We start from the raw sequence: 17,358 nt of genomic DNA on the forward strand, positions 1-17,358 counted from the left end.
CGAGATTCCTGCGGGGCCGTCGGGCTCGGGAAGACACCATCGCCCGACTCCTCACCGACGACCGCGAGATGGCATTCGAGCCGGTGCCGGCCACCTTCCCCGGCTCAGCAGAACCGCCCCCGGCCCCGATGGTAAGTGGATCGACTTGCCATGAGCGAGGCGCGGGGGCTACCTTTAGAAGGTGAGTCCATCGACTTACCTTACTTCTCGGCGAGGAACAATCACCATGAATCGTCTTGCGGGCAAGCGCGCCCTCATCACCGGCGGCACGAGCGGGATCGGTCTGGAGACCGCGCAGCGTTTTGTCGCGGAGGGGGCCGACGTGCTGGTCACCGGCGTGACCCCGGCCAGCATCGACAGGGCCCGGCAGGTCCTCGGGGACAAGGTGCCCGTCGTGCAGGCCGATGCGCGCGATCTCGATGCGCAGCGCGGCCTGGCCAAGCGGGTGCGTGAGCACTTCGGGGAGCTGGACGTGGTGTTCCTGAACGCCGGTGTCTCGGACTGGCGGCCGTTCGAGGACCACACGGAGGACAGTTTCGACCGGCTCTTCGACATCAACGTCAAGAGCGTCTTCTTCCTCACCCAGGCCCTGGTGCCCGTGCTGGCCAACCCGTCCTCGGTCATCCTCAACGCGTCCAGCAGCGCGCACGGCGGCTACGGGAACTCGAACGCCTACGCCGCGACGAAGGCGGCTGTCGGCTCCCTGATGCGGTCGTGGAACGCGGACCTGCTCAGGTCGCACGGCATCCGGTTCAACGCGGTCAGCCCCGGCCCGGTGGACACCCCGCTCTACTCAAAGCTCGGGATCGAGGACCCCGCGCAGCAGGCGGCGGTACTGGAGGGGATCAGCGCCGGCATCCCGCTGGGCCGCATGGGTCTGCCGGAGGAGGTCGCGGAGGCCGTCGTGTACCTGGCCTCCGACGCCTCCGCCTTCGCGGTGGGCCAGGACCTTATCCTGGACGGCGGCCAGACCGTCCTCTGACAGCGGGGATGCGGCCGGAGACGGGCGAGGGGCGTGGGTATGTCGGTGGCGGACCGTGACCGAGCGGAAAGCGGTGGCGATGCGTGCCAGGCCGGGTATCACGCGCAGATCAAAGCGGAGAACCGTGCGCGTATTATCCGCGCCGCCCGCGACCTCTTCCTCGCCCGGGGATACGACAAGACCTCCCTGGCTCAGATCGCCAAGGAGGCCCGCGTCTCCACCGGCACCCTCTTCAAGCGGTACCCCTCCAAGGCCGCGCTGTTCGCGGCCGTCACCTCCGAACAGTGGCAGCTGGATGTGGAGTACGCCGAACCGCCCCCGCCCGGTGATCCCCGGTACGGTCTGGACCACATCGGCCGTGACTACGCCTGCCTGGTCGCGCGGCCGGGCACGGCGGCGCTGTGCCGCCTCATCATCACCGAGCTGCCCCAGATGCCGGAACTCGCCGACATCGTCGGCACCGGCTTCGCCATCGACCGCGGACCCTTCTTCGACCGGCTCCGCGACTACCTGGACGCCGAGGCACAGGCCGGCACACTCGACTTCCATTCGGCCGACGGACGGCCACAGTCGGCATCCGCAGTGGCCGAACAGTTCCTCGGCATGATCTGCAGCCAGTTCCTGTGGCCTCAACTCGTACGGACCGACTTCGTCCCGCCCAACCCCGCCGACGCCGCGATCGTGGACGAAGCCGTCGCCCTCATGCTCACCCGCTACAGCACCGGATCCTGATCCCCGGACCAGCCGGGTCGCTGATCGCCTATGCACAAGGGTGCGTCACTTCAGCGACGCCAAGTATGCGGACCAGTTTTCGCCGGCGAGGGTGGCCCAGCGTTCGGCTGTCTTGGGGTGGATGCCGAGCAGGTCAGCGATGACCATGGGCGGCAGGTCGGCCAGGGCGTCCATCATGGCTGTGTTCCGAGCTGCGCGGGCGGGCAGTCCATGGTGTCTCAGGGTGTCGGCGAGGCCGAGGGGGTTACGCGGGCGTCCAGGGCTTTGGCCGGGCAAGAGGTATCTACGTCCGGCCGTGGTGCTGTGCCGGGGCGTGCTGTGCCGGAGCTGATCGTCGATGAGACGGGCGAGTTTCGGCGGGAGCACGAAGGGGTGCTGGTTGACCGCCAGGTAGGTGTGCTCCTGGTCGCGGCTGATGTGGTCCTCGGTGAGCTCGACGATCCGGGTCAAGGGAAGGGCGTAGAGACGGACGAGAGCAGCTGCCACGCGGACGTCCAAGGGCAACGCGGAGTCGTTCAGGCAGCGCACCAGCTCGTCTCGGGCCTCGTCCTCGGCTTGGAAGTGACCGGGGAGTTGAGAGGCTGCACGCTCGATGCGCAGATCGGCTGGGCAGAGGCGTCGGGCGGTGCTCCAGCGGAGGAAGGGATGGAACGGGTGCGCAGGGTTGACCTCTCGGACGCCCAGGTATCCAGATGCGGTTGCTGAATTCGACGAAGGCTCAGATGCTGCGAGTCGAGCCAGTTCAGGAAGTCGATGGCTGCAGCCACGTTGCCGCAGTCCCCTTTGTACGCGGCGTAGGTGTAACGGCCGCGGGCTGAGCGTCGGCGGGCGTCGCGGATGATGTGCCATTCGGCGAACGGACGGATGAGATTGGCATGCCGCGCTGGGAGTCCGGCTACGGTCCGGGCGACCCAGTTGGTGAGCAGAGCGAGGTTCTCATCGCGTGACGGCAAGATGCCAGCGGTGACGAGTAGCCCGCGCACGTAGGCGGTGGCAGCCCGTTGGGGCAGCGTGTCGAGGGATTCATGGTTCAGCGCTGGCCTCGACCACGCCCGACACGTCCGTTCCCGGGATCACGGGCAGGTCGAACCTGGGCCTTGTCTCCGGAGGTATGTTGCTCAGCCCGTCGCGCAGGTACCAGTCGGGAGGATTGACGCCGACCGCGTGCACGCGGACGAGCACCTCGCCGGGTGCCGGCTCGGGGAGCGGCACCTCCTCGTAGCGCAGAACCTCGGGGCCGCCGTGCTCATGCAGTCGGATGGCCCTCATCGTGCGTCCTGGCATCGTTTCCTCCTGCCGGATAGTCAAGAGGGATGGATGCGGGCCGACGCCAGGAAGAATCGCGACCACCTGCTCGCCGTCGCGGGTGCCGCCATCGCCGAGCAGGGCGCCGAGGCGTCGCTGCGCGACATCGCACGCAGGGCCGACATGGGGCTCGCCACGCTGCTCCGTCACTTCCCCACGCGCGAGGCACTGCTCGACGCCCTGCTCCGCACGAGCTTCGACGGGCTGACGGCAAGGGCGGGCGAGCTCGAGACGTCGAGTTCGCCCGAGGATGCACTCGTTTCGTGGCTGCGTGACTGCGTGGCGTGCGCGCACGAGTACCGGGGCGCGACCGCGCTGATGGCGGCCGCCCTGGAGGACAGCGAGTCCGCACTGCACGCCTCGTGCGTCACGATGCGCGCGGCCGGCACGGGGCTCCTCGCCCGGGCCCAGGCCGCGGGCGCGGCCCGGGCCGACATCGACGGCACCGATCTGTTCGCGCTGGTGGCGGCGCTGGCCTGGATCGGTGATCAGCCCTCGCTCACGCCACGCGCGGACCACCTGCTCGATGTTGTCGCGAGCGCGATCCTGACGAACCGACCTGCGTGAACGGGTTGTCCCGGGACGCGGTGGGCGTCCCGGGACGATGTGCGTCTACGGCCGGCGGGGCCGGGTGGGGTCAGGGGATGAGCCGCCACTGGGCGATGTAGCCGACGTCGATCGCGGCGTGGTCCTGGACCCGGAGTTTCCAGGTGCCGGAGAGGGGTTGTGCGGAGGCGTCGAGGGTGAACGTCTGGTCGACGTTGTCGGCGGAGCCGCCGCTGCGGTTGAGGAGGGAGTAGACGGTTCCGTCGGGGCCGACGAGGTCGACGGTCAGGTCGCCGCGGTAGGTGTGGACGATGTTGACGTAGACCTGGGTGGTGGCGGAGGCGTTCCCGGTGCGGCCGGTCACGGTGACCGGGGACTCCACCGCGGCGCCGTTGTCGGGGATGTCGACCCGGGTGGCGTTGGCGTAGACGTAGGCGATCTGCCAGGAGAACTGCTCCGTGGCGGAGGCGCCCGTGTCGTCCGTGACCGTGACGGTGACGTCGCTGGTGCCGAGGGTGGTCGGGGTGCCGGATATCAGGCCTGTGTCACTGATCGTGAGTCCGTCCGGCAGACCGGTCGCCGTGTACGTCAGGCCGGCACCGGAGTTGGTGGTGTAGGCGTCCGTCTGGAAGGACACCGCCTGCCCGATTCCGCTGATCTGGTCGGCGATCGGTGCCACGTTCACGCCGAGCGCGATCCGGCTGCCGACGTTGATCGCCGCCCACGCGTCGGCCACGGCGAGGTAGGAGGGGCTGTAGGCGCCGAAGAGGTCGGCCGCGGCCTGGAGGGTGGCCGTGCGGGCGCCCGCGTAGTTCGTGCTGGACGTCATGTAGGTGGTCAGCGCCCGGTACCAGACGCGCTGGGCGTTCTCGATACCGATGCCGGTCACCGGTTGGCCGTCGTAGGTGGGGCTGTCGTACGAGACCCCGTTGACGGTCTTCGCCCCGCTGCCCTCGGAGAGGAGGTAGAAGAAGTGGTTGGCGGGGCCCGAGGAGTAGTGGACGTCGAGTCCGCCCAGTGACGGGCTCCAGTAGTCGCTGGACGCGCCGTCCTTGGAGGGCTTGTCCATGTAACGCAGCGGGGTGCCGTTGCCGTTGATGTCGATCTTCTCGCCGACCAGGTAGTCCGGGACGTCGGCGGGCAGGTTCTCGTAGAACTCGACGGCCGCGGCGAAGATGTCGGAGGTCGCCTCGTTCAGGCCGCCCGACTCGCCGGAGTAGGTGAGGCCCGCGGTGGCCGCGGTGACGCCGTGGCTCATCTCGTGTGCGGCCACGTCGAGCGCGGTCAGCGGGTGGGTGTTGCCCGATCCGTCGCCGTACGTCATGCAGAAGCAGGTGTCCGACCAGAAGGCGTTGACGTAGTTGTTGCCGTAGTGGGCGCGGCTGTAGGCGGCGACGCCGTCGTTGCGGATGCCGTTGCGGCCGAAGACGTTCTTGTAGAAGTCCCAGGTGGCGGCGGCGCCGAAGGCGACGTCCACGCCCGCGGTCTGCCGGTCGGCCGGTGTGCCGTCGCCCCAGACATCGTTGTCGTCGGTGAAGAGGGTGCCGGTGCCGGAGGTGCCCTGGTTCAGGTCGTAGGTGCGGTGTCCGGCGCGGTCGCCGTCGACAAGCTGGTAGGTCGAGCCGGAGAGTGTGGTGCCGAGGGGCACGGTTCCGTTGAACTGGCCGGTGCCGGTGCCGGTTTCGATGCCCTGGTACTGGAATATCCGCTTGCCGGAGACCGCGTCGGTGATCACGTGGAGTTCGTTGGGCGTGCCGTCGTCCTGGAGGCCGCCGACCACGGACTCCCAGGCCAGGGCGGGCTTGCCCGAGGCGGCCCAGACGACGAGACGAGGGCTGCCGTCGACCGCGGGCTTTTCGGCGCCCGCCTTCGCCGCGGCGGCGAGCGCCTGGGCCTTCGCCTTGGCCGAGGAGATCTTCGCCTTGGTGGACGGGACCGCGAGGTCCGCCTTCGAGGCCCGGGACACGGTCAGGCGGCCCGCGCTGTCGTGGACGACCAGGTCGCCGCCGAGGACGGGCAGGCCGGCGTAGGTGCGGGCGTAGCGGGTGTGCGTGGTGCCGTCGGCGTCGCGGGTGACGTCCTTGACGAGGAGTTTCTCGTCGGCACCCAGGCCGAGGGTCTTCGCGGTGCCGGGGGCGTCGGCCGCGGCGCTCTTGAGCAGGGCGGCTCGCTTGGCCGGTGACAGCGGTGCCGGGGCCGCGCCGGCCCGGGGCGTGGCGTGGATCCTGGCGGGGCCGGGGTCGCCGGGCGCGGCCAGGGCGGTGCCGTTCTGGAGGCCGGCCGCGAGGAGGGTGGTTGCCGCGGTCAGCGCCAGGGTGATGCTGTGTCTGACACGGCGGTGGTGACGGTCCTGCCGGAACATGGCGTTCTCCTTCTGTGGGGTGGTCGGACTCGGTGGAGCCCGGGAGAGCGGGTCGGCTGGGTCGAGCCGTCCGGCGGCGCGCGGGTCTTGGGGGGCAGGGCAGGAGGGCACGGTGCGACGGGGTGACGTCTGCTCGGCCGTGCGGTGAAGTGGGGGATGAGATTTGGGCTTTGCGTGAGACAGCTGTGTGTTCGCGGTGAACTTTCGCAGAGCAGATTGACATCCGCCGCTCGCGATTGTCATGAGCGCAACACCACAACGGCTGGAACTGACGGTTGCGAGCTACGGTTTCGAGCGGCGCGGCGACGGTTTTTGGCCGGGCATGGGCAGCAAGGGGCGCCGGTCGGGGTGTTGCCGAGGTGTCGGGGGCGGCCGCCCGGCCGTCAAGGACGGTCGAGGACTGTCAAGAGCCGTCAGGCCGGAACGTCCCACAGCACGTGCAGCGCGTCCGGCTTGCGGAAGACCAGACCGTACGGCGCGGCGGGCCGCTCCGGGTCGAGGCGCAGCCCGGGGAGGCGTTGGAGCAGGTACTGGAGGGCGATACGGGTCTCCAGGCGGGCCAGGTGGGCGGCGAGACAGTGGTGCGGGCCATGGGCGAAGGCCAGTTGGAGGCGGGCGTCGGCGCGGCGGACGTCGAAACGGTCCGGGTCGGTGAAGACGGCCGGGTCACGGTTGGCACCCGTGAGGGAGACGCTGACCAGGTCGCCGCGGCGGATGGCGGCCGAGCCGAGAACGGTGTCGCGGGTGGCGTAGCGGTCCACCACGGCGGCGCCGGGCTCCAGGCGCAGGGACTCCTCGACGGCTCCGTCCAGCAAGGTGGAATCGGCCTGTACGAGGGAGAGTTGGCCGGGATTCTGGAGCAGGTGGAGCAGCGCGTTGGTGATCATCGCCTCGGTCGTCTCGATGCCGCCGAACATCAGGACCGCCGCGTTGGACGCCACTTCGGCAAGTTCCAGTTGCCCGGCGGCGGAGACGAGGAGCGAGGACGCGTGCCGGTCGGCGACGGTGGCCTCGACGGCGGACCGCAGCTGTGCGTAGGCGGCGGTACCGGCCGGGCCTGCCTCCAGGCCCGCGGTGAGGTCCGAGACCGACCTCACGATGGCGTCGTACCAGGAGAGCACCGTGTCGGTGGTCGCCCCGACCAGTCCGAGTGCCTCGGTGACGACGGCCACGGCGAGCGGTCCGGCGAAGGAACGGCGCAGTTCCGTGGCGCCCGCCGGTTCCAGCGCGGTGACGAGACGGTCGGTCTCCCGTTCTATGAACCCCGCGAAGCCCTCGTGCACCCTCCGGGGCCGGAAGGGCGCCGCGAAGGGCTCCCGGTGGCGGGCGTGCTCGGCACCGTCCAGGGACAGCATGCTCGGGCCGACGACCTGGGCGGTGGTGAACCGGGGGTCGTCGACGGTGAAGGTGACGGAGTCCCGCATGACGTCGAGCGCCAGGTCGCGGCGGGTGACCAGCCAGCCGTTCAGCTCGGGCAGCCACGACACCGGTTCGTGGGCACGCAGCAGCGCCAGGCGCGGGTGCGGATCCCGGGCGAGTTCGGCGAGCGTGGTCGAGGCGCCGAGGGGGAAGGAGACGGCGGTGGTCATCGCGCCGTCCGGCCGGGGAGCGGGAAAGGATGCACGGGGCATCCTAACCACGGCGCTCCGACCGGCCGGTCCACCGGCCCCCGCGTGACGGGCCGTCGGGCCGCGGCCTGAGGGGCCGTCGGGCCGCAGACTGGGGGACCGTCGGACCGCGGGCGCGGGGCCGTCAGGCTGCAGGCGCCAGGCCATCGGGCTGCGGGCGCGAGGCCGGAGTTCTTGTCCCCGGCACCTCCACGGGACAACGCGGCGCCCGGCGAACGGGCTCGGCGCGGACGACTGCGGCAGGCGACCGCGGTCAGGCGTCCTCGGCGGGCAGGTCCTTGGCCGACACGTCGTCGACCGACACGGCCACGGGGGTACCGGCCTCGACCGTGCGGCTCACGGTGCACAGCCGCTCGTGGGAGACGGCGACCGCCCGGGGCAGGATGGCGCGGGAACGATCGCCCTGTGCGCCGGCCGGGAAGGTGACGTGGAAGCTGACGGCGAGGTCGGTCATGCGGTTACCGTCCTCGTCGCTGACCTTGTGGCCGCTGACGGTGACCGTGAAGGCGGTCGGCTCGGTGTGGCGGCTGGTGGAGGCGTCGACGTCGGCCGCCGTGCAGCCGCCGATCGCGGCGAGCAGCAGTTCGACTGGGGTGAACTCCGTGCCGTCGCCTGTGCCTGTGCCTGTGCCTGTACCGAAGTCGATCGTGCCGCCGCGGGCGTTCGTCGCGGTGAAGTGGCCGGTGCCGGTGCGCTCGACCGTGACCAGGCGCAGGGAGTCTTCGCTCATGTCGGAAAACCTAGGGCACCCCTGCCGTCAGCGCAGGATGTTGACGGCCCGTGCCACCACCAGGACCACTGTCACCAGGGAGACCGTGGACTGCAGCATCATCAGCATCTTGGCCCAGCGGGACAGCGGCATCACGTCGGTCGGGCTGAAGGCGGTGGAGTTGGTGAAGGACAGGTAGAGGTAGTCCAGGAAGGCCGGTTCCCAGTCCGCCGGCGCGGTCTCGGGGCTCTGCATCTGTACGAACAGGAAGTCGGCGTACTGCTGGTGGCCGCGGACCCGTGCCATCGGTCCGCCACGGTCCCACTCCCAGTACCAGAGGGCGAACACGATGACGTTGGTCAGCCAGATGCCGCCGCCGGTCAGGAGCAGCGGTCCGGCGTCCTTGCCCTCGGTGCCGTTCACGAGGCCTGCCACCAGTCGGACCGCCGACCAGCCGTTGGCGAGGCTGATCACGGCCATCAGGGCCAGTCCCAGCAGGCGCAGCCATCGGGTGCGGGGCTCCACCCGCCGGGGGTTGCCGGCGATCAGGCCGGCCAGCAGCGCCGTCTCCAGGACCGGCAGGACCCAGTACGGCTGGAAGGCGAGCCGGTGCGGCAGCATGAGCTGGAGGGCGACGGCGACCAGGATGACGGCGGTCACGGCCCAGCGCGGCTCGCCCTGCGTGGCTCTGCGCCACGCGGGCACGACGTCGCGCTCGCCGCTCTGCAGCCGCCGTTCGATCCTGGCCAGCCGGTCCTCGGCATCGCTCATACGGTCGCTCATGGCGTTCATTGTCCAGGGGTGGCCCGCCGGTCGGTCGTACGGCATCGCAGGTCTTCGTGCGTCTCTTACCTGGAGTCCGGCCGGGCCGAAGCGGGGTGGGGTGGGGCGCGGCGGGGTGAGGCCGGTGTTGAGCGGGGTGCGTCCCTGGCGAAAGCATGGGTGCACCGGGGCGGACACGTCGGCACGGAGACGAAGGGGTTGTCGCATGGAGACGACGCGCGAGGAGCACCGCAGGGTCACCCTGGCCTCCTGGCCGACACCGCTCGAACCGGCCCCGCGTCTCGCCCGGGCGCTGGGTCTCGGGCCGGACGACCTGTGGATCAAGCGGGACGACCTGATCGGGCTGGGCGGCGGAGGGAACAAGGTCCGCAAGCTCGAGTGGACCTGCGGACAGGCCCTGGCCGAGGGTGCGAGGACCCTCGTCACCAGCGGGGCGCCGCAGAGCAACCACGCGCGCCTCACGGCGGCGGCCGGAGCCCGTCTCGGCATGGACGTCGTGCTCGTCCTCGCGGGCGAGCCCGCCGACAGCGACGGTGACAGCGACAGTGGAACCGTGACGGCCGCGGGCAATCTGGCTCTCGACGGCCTTCTCGGCGCGAGGATCGTCTGGGCGGGTGCGGTGGGCGGGGCGGAACTCGCGGCCGTCCTCGACCGTGTCGTCGGGGAACTGCGCGAGCGGGACGCGGCTCCGGCGCTCATTCCCTTCGGCGGATCGAGTCCCGTCGGCGCCCTGGGCTATGTCGAGGGCGGGCGCGAACTCCTGGCGCAGGCTCCCGACCTGGCCACCGCCGTGGTCGCGCTGGGCAGCGGTGGCACGATGGCCGGGCTGGTACGTGCTCTGGGCGCGGAGCGGGTCCTGGGCGTGCACTGCGGGGCGGTGGCGGATCCCGCACGCACAGTCGACCTGTTGCTGACCGGCCTGTACGCGCCCTCCCCCGCGCCGCGGCAGCCACCTCTACGGCTGCGGCTGGACCAGGTCGGTGCCGGGTACTCCCGCCTCACCGAACCGGTCGCCGACGCGGTCCTGCTCGCCGCCCGGACCGAGGGGCTCGTCCTGGACCCCGTCTACACCGGGCGGGCCATGGCCGGTCTCGTCGCCGCCGTGCGCGAGGGGGACATCCGTCCGGGTGAGCGCACCGTCTTCGTGCACACGGGCGGGCTTCCCGGGCTTTTCGGCCATCAGGAGGCACTGGTGCGGGCCGGAGAGGCTGTCGCGGCCCGCACCATGTGATCGAGGGCCGTCGCCGTGTCTCAGCGTCTCCGCCGCTCCCAATCGAGGCCTTCCTGAGGGCCGACGCCGGCGCTGCACGCCACCGCAGGCATCGCCCTGCGCGCCGTGCCCGGTCATGATCCGGACGGCGTGGCCTGACCGGCGCGACAGGCGAGGGCGGACCGGCGGGGACCAGGAGACCAGGAGACTGCGGACTAGCCCCGCCCTCAGAGGCCGGGGCGTCGTGTCCGCGTTGCCCGACATCGCGCTCGTGCATTCCGCGACAAGCGGCGCCGACAACGAGCAACGGGCAACGGGCAACGGGCAACTGTCGGTTTGGCCAGGGTGCACATGGCCCGGATGCGTTCCAGGACCGGGCCCCGAGTACTACCCCAGGTCGAAGGTGTTGGGCAACCCCAGTCGGTAGCGCACGTCGTCGATCCGCTTCAGGGGCTCCATCTCCGGGGGCCGGAACAAGTCCCAGATGTGGCACCGCTCGGCGGTCGAACTGTCCGCGTCCAGGAGTGCGTTGACGGCGCGTCGCGCGGACTCGTTGGCGCCTTCCATGGTTGCCAGGTCCACGTCGGTGCGGACGTAGTCGCCCGCGAGGAAGAAGTTCGGTACGGCGGTCCGCGCCGACGGGCGGTTGTAGAGGGTGCCGGTGGGGTGGATGAGGAGCTGTTCGCGGTTCTGCGGGGCGGGGCCGCCGAGGCCGGTCACCGCCGGGTCCATGAACCAGCCGAGCCGGTCCTCGTCCCTGAGGGTGGTCTTGCCCGAGTCGTTCAGCCCGTCCTTGAGCTGGGCCCACAGTTCGCTGACGATCTCGTCCTTGGTGCATTCGCGGGCCGTCTTGCCGTACAGGATTCCGGGCTTGTCCCACTCGGAGATGATGGTGGACAGGCACTCGTGGGCCTGCCCGTCCCCGTAGTCACGGGCGAAGTCCCGTCCGTCCCAGAACTGCGTCTGGCCGATTCCGGTGACCGCCCACGGTGAGTCGAGGCAGTTGATGTGGCCGTGCACGACGGGGGTGGGCGTGCGCAGGTAGAACATCACGCCGGTCATCCAGTCGGTCTTCAGCGCGTCGCACCGCCCGAGTTGGGGGTCGGCGGCGCGCAGGGCCGGGCCCCAGGTCACGCGGGCGTGCTCGACCGGGAGGGCGCAGACGTAGTGGTCGGCGGTGATGGTGCGCTGCCGGCTGCCGTCGCGTGCCGCCACCTGTACGCCGGTCACCCGGCCGCCGCCGTACACCACCTCCCGGACCTCCGTGCCGAGCACGAACTCGATGCCCTGGGAGCGCAGATGTGTCTCCCAGGGGTCGATCCACGCCTCGCTGGTCGGGGCGTTCAGCACCCGGTCGATGTCCGCGTCGCCGTCCATGCCGCGGCCGAGCAGGCCCCACAGGATGAGGGCCTCGATGATGACGCGGCCGACGGTGCGGGTGGAGGCGATCTCGGCGCGGGTGGCGACGAGGTTGCGGGTCTGGCCGATACCGAGGAGCACCTGGTACTCGCGGCTCATCTCGCCGGCGCGGATGAAGTCCCACCAGGCGACTTTCTCCCACTGGCCCTCGCGGCGGGCGTCGCAGCTGGTGAGGTGGACCAGGAGGCGGTCGGCGAAGTAGGCGGCCTCGTGGGCCGGGAGGCGGGTGGCGAGGTCCAGCACGGACAGGATCTGGTCGCGGATCCAGGACGGGGTGAGGTCGCCGGGGGCGGGCGGGGTGGTGGCGCGGCGGAGCGGGAAGTGCAGGTCCGGGCGGCCGGAGTCGCGGGCGAACAACTCCTCGGTGCCGTTGCGGAGGTTGCCGTGGACGCCGTTCGTGTTGCCGGGGAAGGGGATGCGGCGCATGGTGTCCGGCAGGTTGCGGTAGAAGCCGGGGAAGAAGCGGAAGCCGTGCTCGCCGGGGAGCGGCTTGCGGCCGCCCGTTCCGGTCGCGGGGACGTCCATGGAGCGGGCCTTGCCGCCGAGGGTGTCGTAGTACTCGTAGACCGTGACCTCGTAGCCGCGTTCGGCGAGTTCGTGGGCGGCGCTGAGGCCGGAGACCCCGCCGCCGAGGACGGCGACGCGCTTGCCCGAGGAGGCCGCGGCCGCGCTTCCGGCGGCGGCTCCCACGGTGCCGACCGCTCCCCCGCCGACAACTCCGGCGACCGTTGCCCCGGTCGCCGTCAGGAAGTGTCTCCGGCTGTGTCCGTCATGGCTCTGGGACTGTTGCGCCGACTGTTGCTGCGCGTGTTCTGTTGCCATGGGCATCGGAGGCTAGGGAGGGTCTCCGGAAGCCGGAAGCCTTTTCCCTTGTCACCTACAGCATCCTCACAATCACAGGGAGTCCTTTCCAACTTCCTTCCCAGGAAGGCAGGTTGATCTGATGGACCCGGCTCTAACCGATGACACCGATGACCGTGCCGGGGTCGACACCGGTCAGGTCACGGCTCGCGTCCCACAGCCGGGTCGCCACTGACGGGTCGGCGACATGGCTCCACACCGGTTCGGGTCGGGGTTCGCCGCGCAGACCGAAGACGCGTGGCCCCCACAGCAGGCCGCCGTGCACGGACGGGTCGAGTACCGCACGGACCGCGGGCCAGGCGCCGGCGTGCTTGCCCTGGACGAGCAGGGCCGCGGGTGCCGCGCCCCAGCGGGCGCCGGCCGTGCGCGCATGGACCGAGGGCCGTGGCGGGGTGAGGGAGTCCAGTGCGCCGCCGGGGTGGACCACCACGCTCGCCACTGTGCTGCCGACCGCCCGTAGCCGCCGGTCGAGTTCGACGCCGAAGGACATCTGCGCCAGCTTGGAACGTCCGTAGGCGCGCTTGGGCCGGTAGTCCTTCCGGGACTGCAGGTCGTCCAGATCGAGCCGCTCGGACTTGGCCGCGAAGCTGCCCGTGGTCACCACGCGGGCCGTCGGCGCGGCCGAGAGCAACGGCATCAGCCACCGGGTCAGCGCGAAGTGCCCGAGGTGATTGGTCGCGAACATGAGTTCATGGCCGTCCGACGTCTCCCGGCGCGGCGGATCGTCGAGCGCGACGCCCGCGTTGTTGACCACGGCGTCCAGGTGCCCCATTCCCACTGACCTCACCGAGGCTTCGAGCGAAGGGAGGTCGGCGAGGTCCAGTCGTACGGCCCGCACCCGCGCGCCAGGGACCTGTGCGCGTATCGAGGCCATGGCGGCCTCGGCCTTCGCGGTGTCACGGCTGCCGAGCACGACGGTGGCTCCGGTCGCGGCCAGCTGCTCGGCCACGAAGTACCCGATTCCGGCGTTGCCGCCGGTGACCAGGAAGACCCGCCCGTCGGCACGCGGCAGCCGGTGCACACTCCAGGGCGGTGGGGCGGAGGTGGACGACATGGCGGCGGGCTCCCTTGCTGTCGGAGGCGAGGCGGTGGGGATCGTGGCTGCCGAACCGGGCGGCTCGGCAGCCACGGTTCCAGCGAGGACCGACAGACGTCCGATGGATCACCGATGGACCACCGACAGCTCCGGCCGCGACCCACATCCCGCCCGCACCCACATGCCGCCGGTCACCGGCAACCGAGCCCCGTACCCACGCCGGATTGAAACCGTTCAATCGACTTACCGCCACCCCGTGGCGCCCCGCGCTGCTCGACGCCTCGAACTGAGCACGTGAGAAAAAGAACTGCACGACGATTGACCCCCGTCCCGCCCGGCTCTACGTTTTCCACGCCTCTCCGTTCTGAATCGATTCATTCCTTTCTCTGTGCGAGGAGTCGTAATGATCAGCAGGAGGAACATTCTCGCGGGCGCCGCCGCCGCGGTCGTGGCGGCGGCAGTCGACAACGGGTCGGCGGTGGCCGCGCCGCTGCGCGGACCGGCGCAGGCCGAAGCGCAGGGCGCGGGCCCGCGCGTCGCCGGGCCCACCGTGGAGTACGTGCGCCACCCCCTGGGCATCGACGCCCAACACCCCCGTCTCAGCTGGCCGCTGACCGCCGACGGGACGGGTGTGCGGCAGAGCGCCTACCAGGTCCGGGTCGCCGGCAGCGCCTCGGGGCTGGCGCGTCCGGACGTCTGGGACAGCGGGAAGGTCACCTCCGCCGAGTCCGCGCTCGTGCCGTACGCAGGGCCCGCCCTCAAGCCCCGCACCCGCTACCACTGGTCCGTGCGGGTGTGGGACGGCGACGGCAAGGTGTCCGGCTGGAGCGAACCCTCGTGGTGGGAGACCGGGCTCATGGACACCGGGCAGTGGACCGCCGACTGGATCTCCGCCCCGGCGAGCCTGACCGACGCGCCGTCCTTCGAGGGCGGTTCCTGGATCTGGTTCCCCGAGGGCGACCCGACGAGCAGCGTGCCGGCGGCCACCCGCTGGTTCCGCGGCCGGGCCGACCTGCCCGACGGCGTCACGGCGGCCACGCTCGCCATCACCGCCGACAACGTGTACGCCGTCTTGGTGAACGGTGTCGAGGTGGCCCACACCGACCTCGACACCGACAACGAGGACTGGCGGCGCCCGGCCGTCGTCGACGTACTGGACCAGGTGCGCGCCGGGGACAACGTTGTCGCCGTGGCCGCCACCAACGCGACCGTGGGCCCGGCGGGGCTCCTCGCCGTCCTCGTGGTCCGTACCGCCTCCGGTGAGCAGAAGGTGTTCACGGACGCCTCCTGGAAGACCACCGACCAGCAACCCGCCGACGGGTGGGCGGAGTTGGACTTCGACGACGGCGGGTGGCCGGCCGTCCGGGTGGCGGCGGCCTGGGGCGGCGGCCCCTGGGGGCGGGTCGTCCCGGTGTCGTACGCCGTCACCCAGCTGCGGCACACGTTCCGGCTGCCGCGCAAGAAGGTGTCCCGCGCCCGTCTGTACGCCACCGCGCTCGGCCTGTACGAGGCCCACCTCAACGGCAGCCGGGTGGGCACCGACCAGCTCGCCCCCGGCTGGACCGACTACCGCACCCGCGTGCAGTACCAGACGTACGACGTCACCGGCCTGCTCAGACCTGGCGCCAACGCTCTCGGCGCCTACCTCGCCCCCGGCTGGTACGCCGGGAACGTGGGCATGTTCGGGCCCGGCCAGTACGGCCCGCACCCGGCGCTGCTCGCGCAGTTGGAGGTCGAGTACGCGGACGGGACCGGTGAGCGCGTCACCTCCGGCACCGACTGGCGGGCCGCCGCCGGGCCGATCGTCGCCGCCGACCTGCTGAACGGGGAGACGTACGACGCGCGCAAGGAGACCCCTGGGTGGACCTCGCCCGGCTTCGACGACGCGAGCTGGCTCCCCGTACGCGGTGAGGGCGACATCGGGCCGGGGCTGATCGTCGCGCAGGTGGACGGGCCGGTGCGGGTGGAGCGGGAGTTGACGCCGAAGGCGGTGACCCAGCCCAAGCCCGGAGTGTATGTGTTCGACCTTGGGCAGAACATGGTCGGCTCGGTGCGGTTGCGGGTCTCCGGCGACGCGGGGACGACCGTACGGCTGCGGCACGCCGAGGTACTCAATCCCGACGGCACCGTCTACACCGCCAACCTGCGCAGCGCGGCGGCGACGGACACGTACACCCTCAAGGGCCAGGGGGAAGAGGAGGTCTACGAACCCCGCTTCACCTCCCACGGCTTCCGGTACGTCGAGGTGACCGGCTTTCCGGGCACACCCACCGCGAGGGCCGTCACCGGGCGCGTCATGCACACGGACGCCCCCTTCACCCTCGACTTCGAGACCGACGTGCCGATGCTCAACCAACTGCACCACAACATCACCTGGGGGCAGCGCGGCAACTTCCTCTCCGTGCCCACCGACACGCCCGCGCGCGACGAGCGGCTGGGCTGGACCGGCGACATCAACGTCTTCTCGCCGACCGCCGCCTACACCATGGAGTCGGCTCGGTTCCTGTCCAAGTGGCTCGTCGACCTGCGGGACTCGCGGACCTCGGCGGGCGCCTTCACGGACGTGGCGCCGGTGGTCGGCACGCTCGGCAGTGGTACGGCGGGCTGGGGCGACGCCGGTGTCACCGTCCCCTGGGCCCTCTACCAGGCCTACGGCGACCGCCAGGTCCTCGCGGACGCCTGGCCGTCGGTGCGGGCCTGGCTCACCTACCTGGAGCAGCACAGCGCCGGACTGCTGCGGCCGGCCGAGGGGTACGGCGACTGGCTGAACGTCGACGACGACACCCCCAAGGACGTCATCGCCACCGCCTACTTCGCCCACAGTGCCGACCTCGCGGCCCGGATGGCCGGTGAACTCGGCGAGGATCCCGCGCCGTACAGCGACCTCTTCGGCCGGATCCGGGCGGCCTTCCAGAACGCCTACGTCACCGCCGACGGCCGGGTGCGGGGCGACACGCAGACGGCGTACGTCCTCGCCCTGTCGATGGACCTGCTGCCGGACGCGTCCCGGAAGGCGGCCGCCGACCGGCTGGTGGCCCTGATCCAGGGCCGGGACTGGCACCTGTCCACGGGGTTCCTCGGCACGCCCCGGCTGCTGCCCGTCCTCACCGACACGGGACACACGGACGTCGCCTACCGACTGCTGGAGCAGCGCTCGTACCCGAGTTGGGGCTACCAGATCGACCGGGGGTCCACCACGATGTGGGAGCGCTGGGACTCGATCCGGCCCGACGGCAGCTTCCAGGACGCGGGCATGAACTCCTTCAACCACTACGCCTACGGCTCGGTGGGCGAGTGGATGTACACGAACATCGCCGGCATCGCGGCGGGGCGGCCCGGCTACCGGGAGATCGTCGTCCGCCCGCGTCCGGGAGGCGCGGTCACCTCCGCCCGCGCCACGTTCACCTCGGTGTACGGGCCCGTCTCCACCCGCTGGCGGCTGCGGTCCGGCCGTTTCACCCTGACCTGCGAGGTGCCGCCCAACACGACCGCCGAGGTCTGGGTCCCGGCGTCCGACCCGGCGACGGTCACCCACACCCACGGCACGTTCCTGCGCCGCGAGGACGGCTGCGCGGTGTACCGGGTGGGCTCGGGGACCCACGAGTTCACCGCCTGACGGCCGCCCGTCCGACACATACGGGGGGGCCAGGCCTGGTGATTCCGGCGGCGGCGTGCGGGGCAGCGGGCCGCCGCCGGAGGGGGCATTCTGGATGTGGGCGTGGGCAAGTCGCCTTCGGGGTGACGGTGTTGGGGTGGGGCGGGGTATCCCAGGGGCGTCATCGTGA

The 17,358-nt window shown here is 71.2% G+C and carries 12 protein-coding genes and 1 pseudogene; 5 read left to right on the forward strand and 8 right to left on the reverse strand.

Annotation, left to right across the window (positions count from 1 at the left end):
* Positions 1 to 226: 226 nt before the first annotated feature.
* The gene (locus ACFZDK_RS17845; RefSeq protein WP_390973467.1) at positions 227 to 982 is read left to right on the forward strand and encodes an SDR family oxidoreductase; all 756 of its coding nucleotides are present in this window, start codon (positions 227 to 229) and stop codon (positions 980 to 982) included.
* 39 nt (positions 983 to 1,021) lie between these two features.
* Positions 1,022 to 1,714 carry a TetR/AcrR family transcriptional regulator C-terminal domain-containing protein gene (locus ACFZDK_RS17850; RefSeq protein WP_390973469.1) on the forward strand — a complete coding sequence of 231 codons (693 nt, stop codon included), beginning with the start codon at positions 1,022 to 1,024 and terminating at the stop codon, positions 1,712 to 1,714.
* Positions 1,715 to 1,759: 45 nt separating this feature from the next.
* Here ACFZDK_RS17850 and ACFZDK_RS17855 read toward each other — a convergent pair whose 3' ends face one another.
* Positions 1,760 to 2,164 carry a hypothetical protein gene (locus ACFZDK_RS17855; protein WP_390973470.1) on the reverse strand — a complete coding sequence of 135 codons (405 nt, stop codon included), beginning with the start codon at positions 2,162 to 2,164 and terminating at the stop codon, positions 1,760 to 1,762.
* A gap of 582 nt (positions 2,165 to 2,746) precedes the next feature.
* Positions 2,747 to 2,998: pseudogene (locus ACFZDK_RS17860) on the reverse strand (alcohol dehydrogenase catalytic domain-containing protein); the annotation flags it as partial.
* Between the two features lie 33 nt (positions 2,999 to 3,031).
* Between ACFZDK_RS17860 and ACFZDK_RS17865 the strand changes: the two are divergent.
* A complete protein-coding gene (locus ACFZDK_RS17865) occupies positions 3,032 to 3,586 on the forward strand; it encodes a TetR family transcriptional regulator (protein WP_390973472.1) in 555 nt (184 codons plus the stop codon).
* A gap of 70 nt (positions 3,587 to 3,656) precedes the next feature.
* Here ACFZDK_RS17865 and ACFZDK_RS17870 read toward each other — a convergent pair whose 3' ends face one another.
* The 4 genes from ACFZDK_RS17870 to ACFZDK_RS17885 form a co-directional block, all read right to left on the reverse strand.
* Positions 3,657 to 5,927, reverse strand: coding sequence for a M4 family metallopeptidase (locus tag ACFZDK_RS17870; protein ID WP_390973474.1), 2,271 nt, complete (start codon positions 5,925 to 5,927; stop codon positions 3,657 to 3,659).
* A 413-nt stretch (positions 5,928 to 6,340) separates the two neighbouring features.
* Positions 6,341 to 7,516, reverse strand: coding sequence for a cytochrome P450 (locus ACFZDK_RS17875; protein WP_390973475.1), 1,176 nt, complete (start codon positions 7,514 to 7,516; stop codon positions 6,341 to 6,343).
* Between the two features lie 292 nt (positions 7,517 to 7,808).
* Complete coding sequence (locus tag ACFZDK_RS17880) at positions 7,809 to 8,285, reverse strand: OsmC family protein (RefSeq protein WP_390973477.1); 477 nt, start codon at positions 8,283 to 8,285, stop codon at positions 7,809 to 7,811.
* A gap of 27 nt (positions 8,286 to 8,312) precedes the next feature.
* Positions 8,313 to 9,047, reverse strand: a complete 735-nt coding sequence (locus tag ACFZDK_RS17885) for a hypothetical protein (protein WP_390973479.1) — start codon at positions 9,045 to 9,047, stop codon at positions 8,313 to 8,315.
* 205 nt (positions 9,048 to 9,252) lie between these two features.
* Between ACFZDK_RS17885 and ACFZDK_RS17890 the strand changes: the two genes are divergently transcribed.
* Positions 9,253 to 10,278, forward strand: coding sequence for a pyridoxal-phosphate dependent enzyme (locus ACFZDK_RS17890; protein WP_390973481.1), 1,026 nt, complete (start codon positions 9,253 to 9,255; stop codon positions 10,276 to 10,278).
* Positions 10,279 to 10,644: 366 nt separating this feature from the next.
* On the opposite strand, the gene ACFZDK_RS17895 is transcribed toward ACFZDK_RS17890, so the two are convergent.
* Together ACFZDK_RS17895 and ACFZDK_RS17900 are read right to left on the reverse strand one after the other, a co-directional pair.
* Positions 10,645 to 12,498, reverse strand: a complete 1,854-nt coding sequence (locus tag ACFZDK_RS17895) for an FAD-dependent oxidoreductase (protein ID WP_390973483.1) — start codon at positions 12,496 to 12,498, stop codon at positions 10,645 to 10,647.
* A gap of 133 nt (positions 12,499 to 12,631) precedes the next feature.
* A complete protein-coding gene (locus ACFZDK_RS17900) occupies positions 12,632 to 13,591 on the reverse strand; it encodes an SDR family NAD(P)-dependent oxidoreductase (protein ID WP_390973485.1) in 960 nt (319 codons plus the stop codon).
* A gap of 385 nt (positions 13,592 to 13,976) precedes the next feature.
* Here ACFZDK_RS17900 and ACFZDK_RS17905 point away from each other — a divergent pair, with 385 nt between their 5' ends.
* Positions 13,977 to 17,189: an alpha-L-rhamnosidase gene (locus tag ACFZDK_RS17905; RefSeq protein ID WP_390973487.1), complete on the forward strand. Its 3,213-nt coding sequence runs from the start codon at positions 13,977 to 13,979 to the stop codon at positions 17,187 to 17,189.
* Positions 17,190 to 17,358: the final 169 nt, after the last annotated feature.

This window comes from Streptomyces sp. NPDC007901 (genome assembly GCF_042959465.1).
In the GTDB taxonomy this organism is placed as follows: domain Bacteria; phylum Actinomycetota; class Actinomycetes; order Streptomycetales; family Streptomycetaceae; genus Streptomyces.

What these genes read in the sequence shown, in the direction of transcription:
- ACFZDK_RS17900 (WP_390973485.1), bottom strand. Translation starts at nt 13,591, where the DNA reads ATGTCGTCCACCTCCGCCCCACCGCCCTGGAGTGTGCACCGGCTGCCG.
- ACFZDK_RS17895 (WP_390973483.1), bottom strand. Translation starts at nt 12,498, where the DNA reads ATGGCAACAGAACACGCGCAGCAACAGTCGGCGCAACAGTCCCAGAGC.
- ACFZDK_RS17875 (WP_390973475.1), bottom strand. Translation starts at nt 7,516, where the DNA reads ATGACCACCGCCGTCTCCTTCCCCCTCGGCGCCTCGACCACGCTCGCC.
- ACFZDK_RS17850 (WP_390973469.1), top strand. Translation starts at nt 1,022, where the DNA reads ATGTCGGTGGCGGACCGTGACCGAGCGGAAAGCGGTGGCGATGCGTGC.
- ACFZDK_RS17880 (WP_390973477.1), bottom strand. Translation starts at nt 8,285, where the DNA reads ATGAGCGAAGACTCCCTGCGCCTGGTCACGGTCGAGCGCACCGGCACC.
- ACFZDK_RS17865 (WP_390973472.1), top strand. Translation starts at nt 3,032, where the DNA reads ATGCGGGCCGACGCCAGGAAGAATCGCGACCACCTGCTCGCCGTCGCG.
- ACFZDK_RS17845 (WP_390973467.1), top strand. Translation starts at nt 227, where the DNA reads ATGAATCGTCTTGCGGGCAAGCGCGCCCTCATCACCGGCGGCACGAGC.
- ACFZDK_RS17870 (WP_390973474.1), bottom strand. Translation starts at nt 5,927, where the DNA reads ATGTTCCGGCAGGACCGTCACCACCGCCGTGTCAGACACAGCATCACC.
- ACFZDK_RS17905 (WP_390973487.1), top strand. Translation starts at nt 13,977, where the DNA reads ATGATCAGCAGGAGGAACATTCTCGCGGGCGCCGCCGCCGCGGTCGTG.
- ACFZDK_RS17885 (WP_390973479.1), bottom strand. Translation starts at nt 9,047, where the DNA reads ATGAGCGACCGTATGAGCGATGCCGAGGACCGGCTGGCCAGGATCGAA.
- ACFZDK_RS17890 (WP_390973481.1), top strand. Translation starts at nt 9,253, where the DNA reads ATGGAGACGACGCGCGAGGAGCACCGCAGGGTCACCCTGGCCTCCTGG.